The sequence below is a fragment of the Amycolatopsis sp. NPDC059021 genome, from assembly GCF_042739895.1.
In the GTDB taxonomy this organism is placed as follows: domain Bacteria; phylum Actinomycetota; class Actinomycetes; order Mycobacteriales; family Pseudonocardiaceae; genus Amycolatopsis.
Genome location: NZ_JBHYIQ010000113.1, coordinates 1 through 16,982, shown reverse-complemented (window position 1 = coordinate 16,982; position 16,982 = coordinate 1). Strand labels below are relative to the sequence as shown.

General features: G+C 70.5%; 11 protein-coding genes. 3 read left to right on the top strand and 8 right to left on the bottom strand.

From position 1 onward, the window contains the following. Window positions 1-28: 28 nt before the first annotated feature. Window positions 29-2,026 (top strand): hypothetical protein, encoded by a 1,998-nt coding sequence (locus ACFWX1_RS40990; protein ID WP_378395279.1) that lies wholly within the window; start codon window positions 29-31, stop codon window positions 2,024-2,026. Here the strand turns inward: ACFWX1_RS40990 and ACFWX1_RS40985 are convergent. Further along, window positions 2,015-3,013 (bottom strand): LysR family transcriptional regulator, encoded by a 999-nt coding sequence (locus ACFWX1_RS40985; RefSeq protein WP_378395278.1) that lies wholly within the window; start codon window positions 3,011-3,013, stop codon window positions 2,015-2,017. The two genes, ACFWX1_RS40990 and ACFWX1_RS40985, sit on opposite strands and share 12 nt — an antisense overlap. A 99-nt stretch (window positions 3,014-3,112) precedes the next feature. Here ACFWX1_RS40985 and dnaE point away from each other — a divergent pair, with 99 nt between their 5' ends. Next, window positions 3,113-6,667, top strand: coding sequence for a DNA polymerase III subunit alpha (gene dnaE, locus ACFWX1_RS40980; protein WP_378395277.1), 3,555 nt, complete (start codon window positions 3,113-3,115; stop codon window positions 6,665-6,667). Here dnaE and lepB read toward each other — a convergent pair. The 7 genes from lepB to ACFWX1_RS40945 are packed head-to-tail and all read right to left on the bottom strand — an operon-like array spanning window position 6,657 to window position 15,784. After that, window positions 6,657-7,454, bottom strand: a complete 798-nt coding sequence (lepB, locus tag ACFWX1_RS40975; protein WP_378395276.1) for a signal peptidase I — start codon at window positions 7,452-7,454, stop codon at window positions 6,657-6,659. The two genes, dnaE and lepB, sit on opposite strands and share 11 nt — an antisense overlap. 29 nt (window positions 7,455-7,483) lie before the next feature. Further along, entirely contained in the window at window positions 7,484-7,816 is a 333-nt protein-coding gene (locus ACFWX1_RS40970) for a YnfA family protein (RefSeq protein ID WP_378395293.1), read from the bottom strand. A 14-nt stretch (window positions 7,817-7,830) separates the two neighbouring features. Beyond that, window positions 7,831-9,318 (bottom strand): serine/threonine protein kinase, encoded by a 1,488-nt coding sequence (locus ACFWX1_RS40965; RefSeq protein ID WP_378395275.1) that lies wholly within the window; start codon window positions 9,316-9,318, stop codon window positions 7,831-7,833. Continuing rightward, complete coding sequence (locus tag ACFWX1_RS40960) at window positions 9,315-11,453, bottom strand: transglutaminaseTgpA domain-containing protein (protein ID WP_378395274.1); 2,139 nt, start codon at window positions 11,451-11,453, stop codon at window positions 9,315-9,317. Before ACFWX1_RS40960 ends, ACFWX1_RS40965 begins: the two co-directional genes overlap by 4 nt. Window positions 11,454-11,505: 52 nt before the next feature. After that, on the bottom strand, window positions 11,506-12,648 hold the full coding sequence (locus ACFWX1_RS40955; protein WP_378395273.1) for a DUF58 domain-containing protein: 1,143 nt from the start codon (window positions 12,646-12,648) through the stop codon (window positions 11,506-11,508). Next, the gene (locus ACFWX1_RS40950) at window positions 12,648-13,616 is read right to left on the bottom strand and encodes an AAA family ATPase (RefSeq protein WP_378395272.1); all 969 of its coding nucleotides are present in this window, start codon (window positions 13,614-13,616) and stop codon (window positions 12,648-12,650) included. Before ACFWX1_RS40950 ends, ACFWX1_RS40955 begins: the two co-directional genes overlap by 1 nt. Continuing rightward, window positions 13,613-15,784, bottom strand: coding sequence for a fibronectin type III domain-containing protein (locus ACFWX1_RS40945; RefSeq protein WP_378395270.1), 2,172 nt, complete (start codon window positions 15,782-15,784; stop codon window positions 13,613-13,615). The genes ACFWX1_RS40950 and ACFWX1_RS40945 overlap by 4 nt, the downstream gene beginning before the upstream one ends. 112 nt (window positions 15,785-15,896) lie before the next feature. On the opposite strand from ACFWX1_RS40945, the gene ACFWX1_RS40940 reads away from it, so the two are divergent. Further along, window positions 15,897-16,829, top strand: coding sequence for a DUF5829 family protein (locus tag ACFWX1_RS40940; protein ID WP_378395269.1), 933 nt, complete (start codon window positions 15,897-15,899; stop codon window positions 16,827-16,829). The last annotated feature ends 153 nt before the right edge of the window (window positions 16,830-16,982 follow it).

Here is a 16,982-nt window from a genome sequence, read left to right as displayed (position 1 = left end):
CCTGGGGGCACGAAGTGGGGGCACGGGCATGGCACGGCGCAGGAACGTGGTGATCGGCGCGCTCGCCGCGGTGGTGGTGATCGCGGGCGCGGTCACGGTCGCGGTGGTGTCCGGTTCGGACGGCGCGGGGAGCGAGCAGCGGGAACAGGCCGAAACCCACCCGGAACCGTGGGTGACACCCCCTGTTCCGGAGCCGCCCAAAGCCGCGCTCGCCCTGGACACCGGCGCCGCGAACCGGCGTCCGGCACTGCCGGGCCTGCCCGACTGGTCCAAGGCCGGCTACCGCGAGGGCAAGGGGCTTCCCGGGGACCGCGAGATCACCCCGGACGCCCGCTGCCGGCTCACCCCGGCGGCGCTGGCCGAGCGGTACCAGGTGAAACCGGGCGACAACACCGACGACAGCGACGGGCTACAGCGGGCGATCGACGACGTCAAACGTGACTGCTCACCCTCCGCGTCGTACGAGCGGCTGTCACTGATCTCACTGCCCGCCGGCGTCCTCGACGTCACGAAGCAGCTCTCGGTGGACGCCGACTATCTCGTGATCCGCGGCGCGGGCGCGGATCCGGCGTCGGGCACGCGGTTCGTCTTCCGGCCCGGAAAGGACACCCGGTACGACAAGCTGGACAAGGACGGCGCGAGCTGGGACCAGGACGCGATGAAGGCCGGGGACGCGCGCGGCGGCTGGATCTGGCCGGGCCGCGGGCTGTTCCGCGTCCAGTCCCGCGAGGTCCACCCGGACTACCGCGCGGACTACGCGTCAGCGCCGGCCAACCGCAAGGACCTGTTCGAGGGCACGGTCAACGTGCACTGGAAGGCGGGCGCGAAGCTCGCCGAGAAGCCGGGCGACCCGGGTTTTTCGGCGAGGACCGGCGAAACCGTCATTCATCTCGACCGCAAGGCGAAACTCCCCGCGTTCCGGCAGGGCGGGTACGTCAACGTGCGCGCGGCGAACTCGACGAAGTTCTACGAGCTACAGCAGGCACTGCCTGCCGACCACGAGCTGCAGAACCTCCACATGCGACAGCAGATCTTCGGGATCGCCGCGGTGGACGAGACTGCACACACGCTCACCCTGGACAAACCGCTGGAGTTCGACGTCCCCGTCAATTCCACTTCGGACGGTTCGCCGGTGATCGAGGGCAAGGCGTACGAGTCCAAGGCGGCACCGCTGGCCGATCCGGTGCTCGGCGTCGGACTGGAGAACTTCCACATCAGCCAGGACATGCCCGCGCTGGCGGGCCAGGATCCGGCCCACGAGTACGGCAATCTCGCCCCGGCCGAGGCGATGCACGGCATCGTGCTGAAATGGGCGGTGAACGCCTGGGTCCGCGGGATCGCGACCTACCGCACCGGTTCGCACCCGATCGTCACCGAAGAGGCCAAGAACATCGAGGTCGTCGGCAACAGCCTCGACGGCGCGTGGAACAAGGGCAAGGGCGGCAACGGATATCTGCGCGGTTCGCGGGTGTGGGATTCGGTGTACGCGGGCAACGTGACACGGAATCTGCGGCATTTCACGCTGCAGTGGTCGGCCTCGGACAACGTCGTGATCGGCAACGACTTCGACTCCGACGTCAACCTGCACGGCGGCTGGGAGCGGCGCAACCTCTTCGAGCTCAACACCGTCCGGGTGCCTGCCGAGCACCAGCCGGGCAACTGTCACACGCGGTGCGGCGGCGAAGGCGGCGCGAACGACGACGAGACGGCGTGGTTCCCGATCTGGTGGGGCGCGGGGAAGAAGGCCGTGAAGTGGTCGGGCGCCACCGGACCGCAGAACGTCTTCTTCGGCAACACGATGACCAAGCAGACCGAGCCGAACGGGCCGTTCGTCCCGTACTACCCCGACCGGAACCGGGTCTACCAGTTCGGCTGGGACGGCACCGGGTACCGGCATCTCGCCGAGGGCGGTACCCCGATCCCGGACTGGGCGAGCCGGGAGCGGGCCGACTACACCGGGGGCAACGGCGTCGACGCCACGCGCACGGACCCGGCCCGCTCCCTCTTCCTGAAGTCAGTGCCCTAGCACCTTTCCGCCGGGCGGCGTGCTGGCAGCCCGGAACGCGGCCGCGTCGCGGTCGGGTTCCGGGAGCCAGTGCCGCCCGGGGTCGAAGGGCACGTAGCCGCGGCGGATGTGGCCGATCAGCCGGGGCAGCGCCGGATGCCGGTTGTGCCGGTACCACAACAGCGAATGCGGGAAGACCGGCGTCGGGTCGGCGAGCGGGATCCGCACGATCTTCGGATGCCAGGGGACCCGGACGCCTTCCCCGACGAAACTCAGCCGGTCGTCCGAGTTCCCCACCACGTCCAGCAGGTGGTCGAAACCGAAGTTCGGGCCGGAGACATCGATCTCGACGTCGAAGTCGTGTGAGAACTCCCGGTAGTAGTCGGCCCATTCGCTGTCGCCGCCGTTGTTGGGCATCCACGCGGCCAGCCCCGCCAGCTCGGCCAGGCGGATCTGCCGCCGCCGGGCGAAGCGGTGGCCTCGGCCGACAATGACCTGCATGCGGTCCAGATGCGCGGGGGTGTGCTCGATGGCCTCGTCGAGTTCGCCGACGACGCGGGCGAAGGCGGCGTCGACCTGTCCACTGGGGAGCATGGTCTTGGCGCTGCGCAGCCCGTCCGAGGTGATGATGTCGATCGCCACGTCCTCGTTCGCCTCGTGGAACTTCCGGACCAGTTCGGTCGTGGACAGCCGCGTGCCGAGCACGTCGACGCGCAGCGCGCGGCGCCGGTTCAGCAGCAGCCCGGTCGCCTGATCGGCGATCCCGAGCAGCGCGCGGGCGTACCCGAGGAACAGCTCGCCGTCGGTGGTGAGGTCCGTTCCGGCGCGTGACCGGTGCAGCAGGCTCGCGCCGAGGTCGGTCTCGAGCTTCGCGACCCGCTTCGAGATCGCCTGCTGGCTCAGGCCGAGCCGGGCGGCCGCGTCGCCGAAGTGCCGGTCTTCGGCCACCGCGACGAACGCGCGCACCGCGCCGAGATCCAGCTCCACTCCGCTGCCTCCGACAACCATCGGTTGTACCTTTCCGCGTGTCCGTTGTTGGACAGCGTTGCGCTGTCTCGGTTCCAATGCGCTGACCGGGACGACTGTACAACCAGGAGGCGTGACGCCGTGGATCCGTTCGTGCACCTGCATGTCCACACCGAGTATTCGATGCTCGATGGTGCGGCGAAGATCGCTCCGTTGTTCGCGGAGGCGGCGCGGTTGGAGATGCCCGCGGTGGGGATGACCGATCACGGGAACATGTATGGCGGGGACGAGTTCTATCAGCAGGCTAAGAAGCACGGCATCAAGCCGATCATCGGGATCGAGGCGTATATCGCGCCGGAGTCGCGGTTTCACAAGAAGCCGGTGTTCTGGGGGCAGGCGAATCAGCGTGGGTCGGATGAGTTCGGTGAGGGCGGTGACGTCTCGGGTGGTGGTGCGTATACGCACATGACCATGCTGGCGCGGAACGCGACCGGGCTGCGGAACCTGTTCAAGCTGTCGTCGCTGGCGAGCATGCAGGGGTATTACCGCAAGCCGCGGATGGACCGTGAGCTGATCGCGGAGAACCATGAGGGGATCGTCGCGACGACGGGGTGCCCGTCGGGTGAGGTGCAGACGCGGTTGCGGCTGGGGCAGCGGCAGGAGGCCATCCAGGCGGCGTCGGATTACAAGGACATCTTCGGCGCGGACAGCTTCTTCCTGGAGCTGATGGATCACGGGCTGCCGATCGAGCGGTCGGTGCGTGAGGGGCTGCTGGAGGTGGGCCGGTTGCTGGATCTCAAGCCGCTGGCCACCAATGACTCGCACTATGTGACCAAGGATCAGGCGGACACGCACTCGGCGTTGCTGTGTGTGCAGGCGGGTAAGACGCTGAATGATCCGACGCGGTTCAAGTTCGACGGGGATGGTTACTACCTGAAGTCCGCGGCGGAGATGCGGGAGTACTGGGACAAGGAGGTGCCCGGTGCCGCCGACTCGACCCTGCTGATCGCCGAGAGCGTCGAATCCTACGAAGAGGTCTACGCCCACAAAGACCGCCTGCCGGTGTTCACCGTCCCGGATGGACACACCGCCGAGAGCCGGCTCCGCGCGCAGGTCATGGACGGGCTGAAGTGGCGGCTCCCGGACGGCATCCCGGACGCCTACCTTGAACGAGCCGGATACGAAATCGACGTCATCGTCCAAAAAGGATTTCCCGCGTACTTCCTCATCACCGCCGACCTGATGAACTACGCGCGTAGCGTGAACATCCGGGTGGGGCCGGGCCGCGGCTCGGCCGCGGGCTCGCTGGTGGCCTACGCGCTGGGCATCACGAACCTCGACCCGATCGACCTGGGGCTGCTGTTCGAACGGTTCCTCAACCCCGAGCGCGTGTCCATGCCGGACATCGACATGGACTTCGACGACCGGCGCCGCGGCGAGATGGTGCGTTACGCGACGGAAAAATACGGCGCCGACCGGGTCGCCCAGGTCATCACGTTCGGCAAGATCAAGACGAAGGCGGCGATCAAGGACGCGGCCCGCGTCCACTTCGGACAACCCGGTTACGCCATCGCCGACCGGATCTCGAAAGCGCTTCCCCCACCTGTCGCGTCGAAGGACATCCCGCTGTCCGGCATCGTCGACTCCAAGCACGAGCGCTACGGCGAAGCCGCCGAGGTCCGCGCACTGATCGAGACCGATCAGGACGTCGCCACGATCTTCGAGACGGCTCGGGGACTGGAGGGCCTGATCCGCAACGCGGGCGTGCACGCCTGTGCCGTGATCATGTCGGCCGATCCGCTCGTCGACGCGATTCCCTTGTGGCGCAGGGACGACGGCGCGATCATCACCGGCTGGGACTACCCGTCGTGCGAGGCCATCGGCCTGCTGAAGATGGACTTCCTCGGCCTGCGCAACCTCACCGTCATCGGCGACGCCATCGACAACATCAAGGCCAACCGCGGCGCCGACATCGATCTCGACACCCTCGGCATCGAGGACGAGGACACGTATCAGCTGCTGGTACGCGGGGAAAGCCTCGGCGTTTTCCAGCTCGACGGCGGGGCGATGCGCGATCTCCTGCGCCGGCTGCGGCCGACGGGCTTCGACGACATCATCGCGGTCAACGCGCTCTACCGGCCCGGCCCGATGGCGATGAACACGCACAACAACTACGCCGACCGGAAGAACGGGCGCCAGGCCATCGTCCCGATCCACCCGGAACTCGCGGAGCCGCTGGCCGACATCCTCGCCGAGACCCACGGCCTGGTCGTCTACCAGGAGCAGATCATGAAGATCGCCCAGCGCGTCGCGGGGTTCTCGATGGGACGGGCGGACGTGCTGCGCAAGGCCATGGGCAAGAAGAAGAAAGACGTCCTCGAGAAGGAGTTCGAGGGCTTCCAGGAAGGCATGCGTGCCAACGGTTTCTCCGACGAGGCCGTGCAAGCCTTGTGGGACACCATTCTGCCGTTCGCCGGGTACGCGTTCAACAAGTCCCACGCCGCCGGATACGCGCTCGTCGGCTACTGGACCGCGTACCTCAAGGCGAATTTCACCGCGGAGTACATGGCGGCGTTGCTCACCTCGGTCGGTGACAACAAGGACAAGTCGGCGGTGTATCTGTCGGAGTGCCGCCGGCTGGGGATCAAGGTGCTGCCGCCGGATGTCAACGAGTCGGCCCTGCGGTTCGCGGCCGTCGGGGACGACATCCGGTTCGGGCTGGGTGCCGTCCGCAACGTGGGCGCGAACGTGGTCGAGTCGATCATCAAGACCCGTGAGGAGAAGGGGAAGTACTCCTCCTTCACCGATTTCCTGGACAAATCGGAGCTGGTGGCCTGCAACAAGCGGGTCATCGAGTCGCTGATCAAGGCGGGCGGGTTCGACTCGATGGGCCACACCCGCCTGTCGATGATCCAGGTCCACGAAGACGCCGTCGAAGCCGTCGTCCCCCTCAAACGCCAGGAAGCCATGGGCCAGTTCGACCTCTTCGGCGGCGATGACACGCCAGCGGACTCGGCCGCGTCCCCGCTCGCGCACCTGCGGCTCACCGACGAGGAGTACCCGCGCAAACAACTCCTCGGCTACGAACGGGAGATGCTCGGCCTCTACGTCTCCGCACATCCCCTGGACGGCGCCGAACGCATCCTCCGGAAACACGCGAGAAAACCGATCGCGGCGCTTCTGGCCGACGCGCCGAAGGAAGGCGAAGTCGTGCTCGCGGGGCTCATCACCTCGCTGGAACGGCGGGTCAACAAGAAGGGCGAGCCCTGGGCCATCTGCACGGTGGAAGACATGGACGCCGCGTTGGAGGTGTTGTTCTTTCCCAAGGCATACGCGATCTTCGCGGCGGACCTCGTCGAGGACAACGCGGTCGTCGTGAAGGGCAGGGTGAACTGGCGGGAGGACAAGATGTCGGTGTTCGGCGGCGGGTTCGTCGCGCTCGATCTGTCCGATGTAGACACTCATGACGCGGAACCGCCGCTGGTTCTGCTGGCCGCGGCCGAGAAGCTCGATCTCGCCGTGGTGAGCGAACTGAAGCAGACGCTGCTCGCCCACCGCGGCGACACGCCGGTACTGCTCGAACTCGTCAGCGAACGGCGGCGCAGTCGCTATGCCCTCGACGACTATCCCGTGACGGTCAGCTCTCCGCTGCTGGGCGAGCTGAAGGGAATCCCCGGCGTGTCGGTCAAGGGATGACCCGGGCGAGCCGTCGTTTCCGCGCGGACCGCGTGATGACCACCAGAAGGCCGACGAAGCCGACCAGGAACAGCACGGCGCCGCCGAGGAACAGCCAGCGGGCGTTCGCATAGCCGCTGTCGGACAGCGGGGTGCCCGGGAGCCCGGCGTCGGTGAACGCCGTGGTCGGGGTGAGCGTCCGCGCGGTCACCGGGTTCCCGACCGCCACGACCACGCCGTACACCTCGGACACCGGGACGGCTCCCGCACCGGCCACCGTGCTCGCCATCCGCGAGTCGAGGGAGTTGTTCCGGTAGTCGCCCGCGACGAAGACCGTCCCCGGCGGCACCTGCGCGGTGAAGGCCATCTGGTCCTTCCCCTCCGCGGGTGGCAGGTAGAGGTACTCCTCGGCGACCGGCTTGCCGTTGACCTTGATGCGGTTCTGCTGATCACAGCAGGTCACCGTGTCGCCGCCGAGGCCGATGACGCGTTCGATCACCCGGCCCGGAGGTCCTCCGCCGGGGTAGGAACTGAAGTCGAAGACGACGATGTCCCCTCGGTGCAGTTCGACGCCGCCGGCCGAGCGGTAGGCGACCGTGCCCTGGGGAAGGGTCTGGCTCATGCCGGAGTACTTGATGGCGACGCGGCGGTAGCCGAAGAGCACGGTTCCCCCGCCGTAGACCGCGAGCCCGGCGCCGAGGACCACGACAACGATCATCAGCGCCAGCACCGGCGAGAGCCTGCGGCGCGCGATGGCGGCGGAAGCGGGCGAAGACGGCGGTGGCGGTGGGAGAACCGGTTCGGTCACGTCCCTCTATCGGGGCAAGAGCTCCCGCGTTACCCCGTCCGCGGCGCGTACATGATCACCGCTACTCCGGCGAGGCACAGCAGCGCGCCTATGACGTCGTAGCGGTCGGGCCGGTAGCCGTCCGCGACCATGCCCCAGACGAGCGACCCGGCGACGAACACTCCGCCGTACGCCGCGAGGATCCGGCCGAAGTGCGCGTCGGGCTGGAGCGTCGCGACGAACCCATACAGTCCTAACGCGACAATCCCGCCGCCGATCCAGAGCAGGCCGCGATGTTCGCGGATTCCCTGCCACACCAGCCAGGCGCCGCCGATCTCCAGCGCCGCCGCCGCGACGAACAACAGGATCGACCGGACGAGCACCCGGCCACGGTAGCTCAGCGACACACCGCGCCGCGCACCGACACGGCGTTGCTGGTGTAGACCGCGCCGCCCTCGGTGGCCTGGACCTGGAAGCAGTACCTGCGCTTCGGGTCCACCGGGACCGTCAGGGTCCGGTTCCGCTGCGCCAGCACGACGTGGTTGTGCTCCCCTTCCGGCGCGACCACCACGCCGTAGTCCATCGGCCGCGACGTCCGCCAGCTGAGCACGACGTCGGTGCCCCGGTCGACCGGCGGATCCAGCACGACCGTCTCGTCCGCGGCGGACGCCGGGGGCGGCGCGGGCGCCGAGGAAGACGTCGGCGACGACCCGGGACCACCGCCCAGCGCCCACCACACCGCGAGCGCGCCGACGGCCACGCACGCGACACCCACCCCGGCGAACGACAGGATCCGGCGCGTACCGGACGACGTTGCCTCCGGCGGCGCCGGGGTCACCCCGGACAGTGCCGAACCGGGCGGGATCGAATCCGCCGGAGCCGAGCGGGCGGCGGGAACGGACATCGGCGGCGGAAACGTCTCGGCGCCCGCGACCGGTGGCATCGTGTCCACAAAGGACCTTCGCGGTGCCGGTTTCGCTTGCCACGAAGCGTCTTCGGTGCTCGGCCACTCGGCGGGAGGGAAGACGACGGGGGAAAGCGACGTGCCGGGCAGCAGGTCGGCCAGCTGTTCGGCCACCCACGCGGCACCCGGCGGACGGCGTTCGGGTTCGGGCAGCAGCAACTGGGCGACCACCTCGGCCAGCTGGTCCGGGACGCCGGGCCGGTCGATCTTCGGCACCCGCGTCCGCAGCAGCCGCAGCATGCGATCGCCGAGCCGCTCCCCCAGTTTGCTCGGCAGCGGCGGCTCCCCGGTGAGCGCGGTGTGCAGCAGCGCGCCGAGTCCGTAGAGGTCGCTGCGCTCGTCGAAGGTGTCCGTGCGCAGCGTCTCCGGGGCGAGACCGTCGAGCAGGCGCTCGACGTCCCGGGGGAACGCCCGCCGCAGCGCCACCCCGAAGTCGGTGAGCACGGGCTGCCCCGACATCCGGATCAGCACGTTCGACGGTTTGACCGCGCCGTGCACCACGCCGACCGCGTGCGCCGCCGCGAGCGCCGCGGCGATGGCATGGCCGAAGACCAGGACGTCGCCGGGTGCCAGCGCGCCTGCCCGCGCGACCACGCCGGCCAGCGACTCCTGGCACAGCTCCATCCGCAGCGCGTGCCTGCCGTCGGCGACCTGGTCGATGTCCAGTACCGGCAGGATCGCGTAGGTCCCGACGAGGTCGGCGAGCTTCGTCTGCTCGTCCTCGAGGGTGATCAGCGTGCGCCGGTCGATCCGGTCCGGGAACACCTTGAACGCCACCGGCACACCGTCGGCGTGTCCGGAGTAGACGGTCGCGACCGGCCCGGTGCCGATCGGGGCCGACCAGGCACCCGGAGACGTCGTGCCGCCGGGCCGGCGCCGCCGGAACGCCGACCGGAAACCCGAGCGTTGCTCGATCATCATGCCACCGCCACAACCTCTCGTGGTGGGAACAGGCAGCGTGGGTCGAACGCCGCCCGTACCCGCTGGCGCCGCGACCGTTCGGCCAGGCTGCGGCGGATCGCGTCGACGGCGCCCCACGCCTGGTTCAGCGTGCCGCCGTCGGCCCCGTTACCCGACCAGAGCGCGATGTCCACTTGGGACGCCAGCCACACCAGCCCGTCCACCACGGTCCGGTCGAGGGTGACCGACGCGGCGACGGACAACTCGCGGACGGTGGTGCCCGCCGGGCACGAAACCCCGTGTGCGCGCACCAGATCCCGTGCCTCCCACCAGGCGGCGAGCACGCCGTCGGCGCCGGTGCGACGGCGTCTGCGGTATCTGCGCCAGGCCTTGGCCGCCGGCAGTCCCGCGACGCCGAGGACCAGCAACGCGACGAGGCCGAGCAGCACCGGCACGATCAGCTGCGCCCAGGGCAGGTTCACCGGTTCCGTGCCCCCGGTGTCCTGATCGGACGGTGGCAGCTGCGGGTCTTTCAGGTCCCGTGTCGGCGGCAGCTCCGCGCGGGCCTGCGCGGTGGCCGCCGCCAGCCCGGTGGGCGAGGCGCCGGGCCTGCCGCCGGGGCCCGCCGCCGTACCACTCGGGTCGAGCGGCACCCAGCCGACGCCGGCGACGGCGACCTCCGGCCAGGCGAGGACGTCGCCGTCGCGCACCACCACCGGCGTGCCGGGCGGCGCGGCCGGGGCGCGGAAGCCCACCGCGATCCGCGCGGGGATGCCGACGATCCTGGCCAGCGCCACATAGGACGCCGCGAACTGTTCGCTCGTCCCGCGTTTGGTCCGCAGCAGGAAGTTCCCGAGCTGGGGCCAGCCGCTGCCGGTGGGCAGCTCGGGACCGGTGGCGACGTGGTAGTTGGTGCTCAGGTAGCGCTCCAGCACGAACGCGGCCTGGAAGGACGGCCGCAGGCCGCCGACCGCCGTCCTGGCCAGCTCGCCGATGCCCGGCGGGACGGCGCCGAGCCCGCGGGCGGGCACCGTCGAGTCGATCGGGGCGTCGGCCAGCTTCCTGGCGTCGACGTCCGGTTCGCGCCAGCTCAGCCGGTAGCCGACGGGCCCGGCGGGCTGCTGGGACAGCAACATGCCCGATCCGGGGGCGATCAGCGGGGCCACCCCGGTGACCTCGGCGGGCGCGGCCTGGCTCGGCAGCCACGGAGTGTCCACAGTGGAGTACTGGATCTGTGCACTGTGGATGGTGGTGGGCGCGGTGACGCCCGGCGCCGGGTCGAGGCGGGTGCCCATCCGGCGGTAGTCGTCGTCGGGAAACCAGTTCGCGCCGTCGAACTCGTCGAGCACGGCGAGCCGCCAGCGGTCGACGCGATCGGGGCTCGTGTAGCTGAAGACCGGGTTCTCCGGCTGTTTCAGCCGGGCCGCGACCTCGTCGAGCGGGTTGGTGACCCGTGTCGGCGGCAACGGCACCTCCCGGCCGGTCCGCGCCGAGAGCGAGGGCCGGTTTCCCTGATCAAGCACCGTGACGACGACCGCGCCCGCCGTGCCGAGCAGCACGGGCACGACCAGCGCCAGCGCGGTCACCCGCCGCACACTGACGGAATACGGGCGCCGCAACGCGAACAGAGTGGCCGACAGCGCGGCGTAGGCCAGCCCCGCGACTGTCGCGAGTGGACCGGTCAGCGCGACGTACGCCTGGCTCACGCCGAGCAGCACCAGCCCCGGCGCCAGTGCGGCCGGGGTCCAGCGCAGCAGTTCGACGGCCAGCACCGCGGTGAGCAACACCGCCAGCGGCACGAACAACAGCAGTTCCGCGTCCGGCCGCGCGGGCCAGGTCGACTGCAACGTGAGCTGCCACGAATGGGTCGCGCCCGCCACGAGTGCCCGCCACGTCTCACCGGTCGGCACCCCGGTTTCCGTGGTGTCCCGCAGTACGGTCTCGACGATCGCGATCAGTCCGGCGACGAGGGCGAGCAGCGGCCGCCACGGCCGGAGCACGGGCAGCCGACCGCAGACCTCGGCCACAAGCACGCACGCAAGCAGCACCGCCGCGTTCGGCACCAGCACCGGCACGAACCCGAACACCGGCGCGAAGAACAGGCCGGGCACGGCCGCGGTGAGCAGCGCGCACCACACAGCCAGCCGCGCCCTCATGCGATCGCCTCGCTCCGCGAGACAGTGGTAAATCCCTTATGACGCAAGATACTCATCGCGGCATCACCGCGTTCCACCGGCGGACGGCGCCCAGTGCGTCGGTCGCGGACACGACCTTGGCCCCCGGCACCACCGGCGGCGCTCCCCCGCCGAGGACGACCACGGCGAGCGGGGAGTAACGCGAACGAACCCCGGTCAGCGAAGCCAGATCGGCGGTCGGCAGATCGGCGGTGACGACCGCGAGCCCACCGCCCCCGGACCGCGCGAGCGAACCGGGCACGAGCGCCTGGCTCGCATCACGGTGCGGAGCGAGCACGGTGAGTTCGTCGAGCAGCAACCGCACCGCCGATGGCCCGCCCGCGGTCGCGACGTCGAGGCCGCACGAGGTGACCAGGCGGCAGCGGTGGCCGGCCCCGGCCGCGGACGCGACGAGCGACGCGGCGACGTCGATGGCCTCCTCGAAGAGGGCGTCGGGGAAGCGCGTGTCGAGCAGGACGGTGAACCTCGGCTGGTCCGGATCGATGTACTCGCGCACCATCAGCTGCCCGGTGCGCGCGGTGGCCTTCCAGTGCAGGTGCCGCACTTCGTCCCCGACCGTGTATTCGCGCACCTCGCGCAGGTCGAAGGAGCCGCGCAGCGCCTCGTTGGACGCCACGCCTTCGTGGTGGTGACGCGGATGGCCGCCCGCGAGCGCGCGGACCGGGTGTACGCGCGGGTGCACCCACAGGGTCGTGGTGTCGCCGGTGGTCACCCTGGCACGGCCGAGCCCGAACGGGTCGACCCTGTCCAGGGTCAGCGGGCCGACCTGATGACAGCCGCGCCGTCCGGTCGGGAGGTCGTAGACCCGCTCGGTTTCCTTGTGGGGCAGCAAAGCCGGCACCGCCACCGCGTGGAACCCGTTCCCGATCCGGTCACCGGCGGTGAATCCGGCCTGGCGCCGGTTCGCGATGCTGCGCACCCGCAGCTTCGCGAACGCGGCCCCGCCGCGCTCGACCCGTTCCGGATAGACCTCCCTGGTGACCCGCACCCGCGGCCGCCGCGCGGTGAGCGCGACGGCCGCGAGCAGGATTCCGCCGCAGAATCCCGCCAGTGCGAGAAAAAGGGGATAACCAGCCCACTGCCCGGCGGCGAAGAGGACGGGCGTGGCCGCGAGCACCACCACGCCCCGCCGGGTGGGCCGCATCGCCGGGGTCATCAGGCCCCCGAGCGGGTCATCCCGGGCGCCGGCACGGCGGCGAGCACCTTGTCGATCACTTCCGCGGGCGAGACCTGGTTCAGCTCGGCCTCGGAGGTGAGGATGACGCGATGCCCGAGCACCGGGTGCGCGATCTCCTTGACGTCGTCGGGAGTGACGAACGCGCGGCCGCGCGTGGCCGCCACCGCCTGTGCCGCGCGGATCAGCGCGATGCTGCCACGCGGGCTCGCGCCGTAGCGGAGCGCGACGTGCTCGCGGGTGGCCGCCGCCAGTTTCGCCGCGTACTCGCAGATCGCGCGCTCGACGTGCGCGGCCCGCACCTGCGCCACCGCGCCCAGCAGCGTCGGGAGGTCCACGACGGGCGAGAGTTCGTCCGGGTCGACCCCGGCGCAGTCGCTCATGATCACCATGACCTCGGCCGCCAGATCGGGATAACCGACCTCCAGCCGCATGAGGAACCGGTCGAGCTGCGCCTCCGGCAGCCGGTAGGTGCCCTCCATCTCGATCGGGTTCTGCGTCGCCACCACGAGGAACGGGCGCGGCACCTGATGCCGCACGGCGTCGACGGTGACCGTCCGTTCGGCCATCACCTCCAGCAGCGCCGACTGCGTTTTCGGGGTACCGCGGTTGATTTCGTCGGCGAGCACGACATTGGCGAACACCCCGCCGGGGTGGAACTGGAACCGCTCGGCGTGCTGGTGGTAGACCGGGACGCCGGTGATGTCGCCGGGCAGCAGGTCGGGGGTGAACTGGATGCGGTTCCAGTTGCCGCCGACACTGCGCGCGAGACAGCGGGCCAGCGTCGTCTTGCCGAGACCGGGGACGTCCTCGACGAGGAGGTGTCCTTCGGCGAGCAGCGCGGCGATCGCGAGACGCACCAGGTCGGGCTTGCCGCGGACGACGGTCTGCACATTCGCCGCGATCCGCTCGTAGACCTCGTGCGCCGGTACCGCGGGCGCTCGGTTCATCGTTTCTCCCACTTGATCGGATTCGATTTGACCGTGCCGTTGGGGGTAACGACCTCGATCCAGACAGTTTCACCAGGCACGTCGTAGTTGATCTTGTTGTAGTTCGCGGAACCGTTCGCGTCGGTCCTTGTCGTCTCCCCCGGATTGACCACGCGTCCATTGCCGGAAAGCAGCCTGAGCGTGTAGGTGGTATTCGGCGCGAAACCCCTCAGGGACGTGTTGACCTGGTAACAGTTCGGCTTCTTGCACCTGTCGGTCGAGTCCGGCGCGCCCTGGCTGATCGTGATGGTTCCCTGCGCCGCGATCTGGATTGTCTTCGACGAGGACGCGCCGTTCAGCGTTTGTCCGTCGGCGGTTTTCGTGACCGCGTAAACGGTGAAAGCGACCGACCCGCTCAGCCCGCCGTACGTCATGCTGGTCCCGGTGGTGGTCTGCGAGCCCTTCCCGGTCGCGCTGATGACGTAGTGCACGAGCGTGCCGCCGTTCATCGCAGGCGCTCCCCAGCTGACGACCGCTCCGGTGCCCTGGGGCCTCGCGGTGAGGTTGGGCGGCGCGCCCGCCGCCGCCACCGGCGTCACCGAGGCCGACGCGCCCGGCCCGGTGCCCGCCTTGTTCACCGCCGTCACCGTCATCGTGTAGCGGGTTCCGTTGGCCAGACCGGAAATGTTCACGCTGCGCTCGTCGCCGCCGACGGTCCGGGACCCGCCCGCCCAGCTGATCCGGTAGGAGGTGATCGGCGCGCGGTTGTCCGGCGCCGCGCCCCACGACACCGTCGCCGAGCCGTTGCCCGCGGTGGCCGACACCGAGGCCGGGGCGCCGGGCGGGCTCGCGGGCGCGGTCGGCTGCGACGCCGGCGGTTTCGGCGGTTCGGCCGGGGGCGGCGCGGGCTTCGGCGGAACCGGGTTCTGAGGTTCCTGCCTGCCAGGGGGTCCCTGCCGGTCTCCCGCTCCCGGCCCCGGCCGCTGCTGGCCCTGACCACCCGGCGGCGCGACCGGCCCGTCCGTGCCACCACGGCGCTGATCCACCGGCGGCACCACGCTTCCGTCCGGCGGATTCTGCGGCTTCGGCACGTCGCCCGTGCGGTCGCCGCCGATCGGGACGTCGACGATCTTGCCGTCGTGATCGACGACGAGCACGTGCGCGCCCTCGGCGCCGTCGACGTAGACCCGGCCGTCCTCGCCGCGGCTCACGCGCGGCGTGCCGGACTCCGGCGGGATCGGCTGCGAGCCGACCTTCCGGCCCGTGGCGTCGTAGGTCAGCAACGTGCCGGACTTCTTGTCGACGAGCGCGACGACGCGGCCGGTCGAGACCGGGTCGCTGTAGTCGCCCTCGGGCAGTTCGACGATCACCGGTTTCTCGCCCCGGTGCGTGGTGTCGACGAAGTACAGGCGGTTGCTCGGCCGGTCCAGGATCGTGACCCGGCCGGAGACGTCGTTCGCCGCCGGGCTCGCGTGCGGCGAGGGGGTGACACCCAACGGCAGCGGGCTGCCGAGGCCGGCCGTGCCGACCGGCCGGAGTTCGGCCGCGGTGGTGTCGACGAACCACGGCTGATCGGCGACCAGCGTCAGCGCGCCGGTGTGCCCGGCCGGGACGGAGACCGGACAGGCCGAAAGCTGATCGGCGCCGCTGACCAGATCGCACAGCAACGCGGAGGTCCTGCGGAACAGCCACAGCGTCCCGATGCTGGTGGCGACCGGATCGCCCACCGGGCCGCCCGCGGACATCGACGCGGGCGGATGGCCGAGCCGCACCACGCGCCCGGCCTCGCGGTAGACGAGGTACGGACCGCCCGCGGTTTCCACTCCGACCGCGACCTCCCCCGCAGGCGGCACGATCGACGGCTCGACGGCGAGGTTCGACTTGCCGAACTCGGTGATCCGGCCCTGGCCGACGACGTAGCCGCTGCTGTCGCCCTGCACCACCTGGCTGCCCGGATCGCCGGGGACCGGGGCCTGCGCGTCGACGCTGCTGGTCGCGCCGTCGACGTGGAACACCGCGTGCGCGGCGAGGTTGTAGACCCAGTGCCCGGCCGGCAGGAACTGCATCCCGCCCAGCGGTTTGGCGGCCCCGGTGAGCGCGACGGTCACCGTCGCGCCGCAGGTCACGGCGATCAGCACCACCGGCACGCGGCGGCGCCAGGCCCGGCCGCCCGCAGTCGTCCCCTTCACCAGGCGGACCCTAGGCCGGGGTGCCGGGAGGGGTCCCGAACGCGTTTCGCGATCGCGCGCGGGAAAGCCGAAAACGGCCTCGGCGCCGGGTTTCCCGCCTTAGGATCCGGCCATGTTGATTCGCCGGACGATGCGGAAGACCCTGGCCCTCACCGCGGCCCTCGCCCTCACCCTCACCGGAGCGGGGGCGGCTCAAGCGGAGGAAAACCCACCGGTCTCCGACAGACAGTTGCTGTTCTTCAACCACGCCTACGGGGTGTTCGACCGGGAGACCGCCGACGCCATCGAGCATTCCGCCTACCTGAAGGAGTTCGCCAGCTTCCAGGTCCGCACCACGACCGGGACGGGCGGGCAGAAATGGACCGGCCGCTACCTGATGGGCCGCGAGACCTACCTCGAGCTGTTCGGCGTCGGCGACATCGACGGCCAGAGCGGCGCCCTCGGTTCCGCCGGGATGGGGACCTCGGTCGAGCGGTCCGGGGACCTGGCGAAGGTGACCGAGCGGCTCAAGGACGAGGGGGTCGCCCATCCGCTGCAGTTCCTCCAGACGCGGGACTTCGGCGACGGCGTCCCGGTGCCGTGGTTCGACGCCGTCCTCACCAGCGAGCAGTACGACGCCTTCGACACCTGGGGCATGGAATACCGGCCGGAGTACTTCGCCGATCCGCGCAGCAAGACCGAACCGGAGCGCTTCCCCGGTGACGTCGGCCGGGAGCGCTACCTCAACAACGACTACCGCGACCACCAGATGCGGGACGTGGCGGGCATCCACCTCGCGGTCACCGAACGGGACCTCGCCAACACGGTGCCGCTGCTGAAGGCTGGCGGGTTCGTCGTCCGGACCGTCCCGGGTGGTGTCGTGGCGCTGCGGGGCGGCACGACGATCCGGTTCGACGCCGTGCCCCGTGCCCAGGCGGGCCTGCGGCAGATCGACCTGACGCTCAACCGGCCCGTGGCGGACCGGCACGAGGAACGGATCGGCCGGTCCACCCTCGTCGTCGGCCCCGGTCCCCGTGCCGTGTGGACGTTCCCCGCGAACGGCTGACCGTCAGAACGCCGAGATGATCCCGGCGCGCTCGCGCCGGGTCAACGCGCTGATCACCGCGGAGTGGGGCGGCCCCCCCCCCCCCCCGCCCCCCCCCCCAGAAAGCGCCCGCGCGCAGTAAGCGTGGCCGGAAGACCCGGGGGGGGGGGCGCC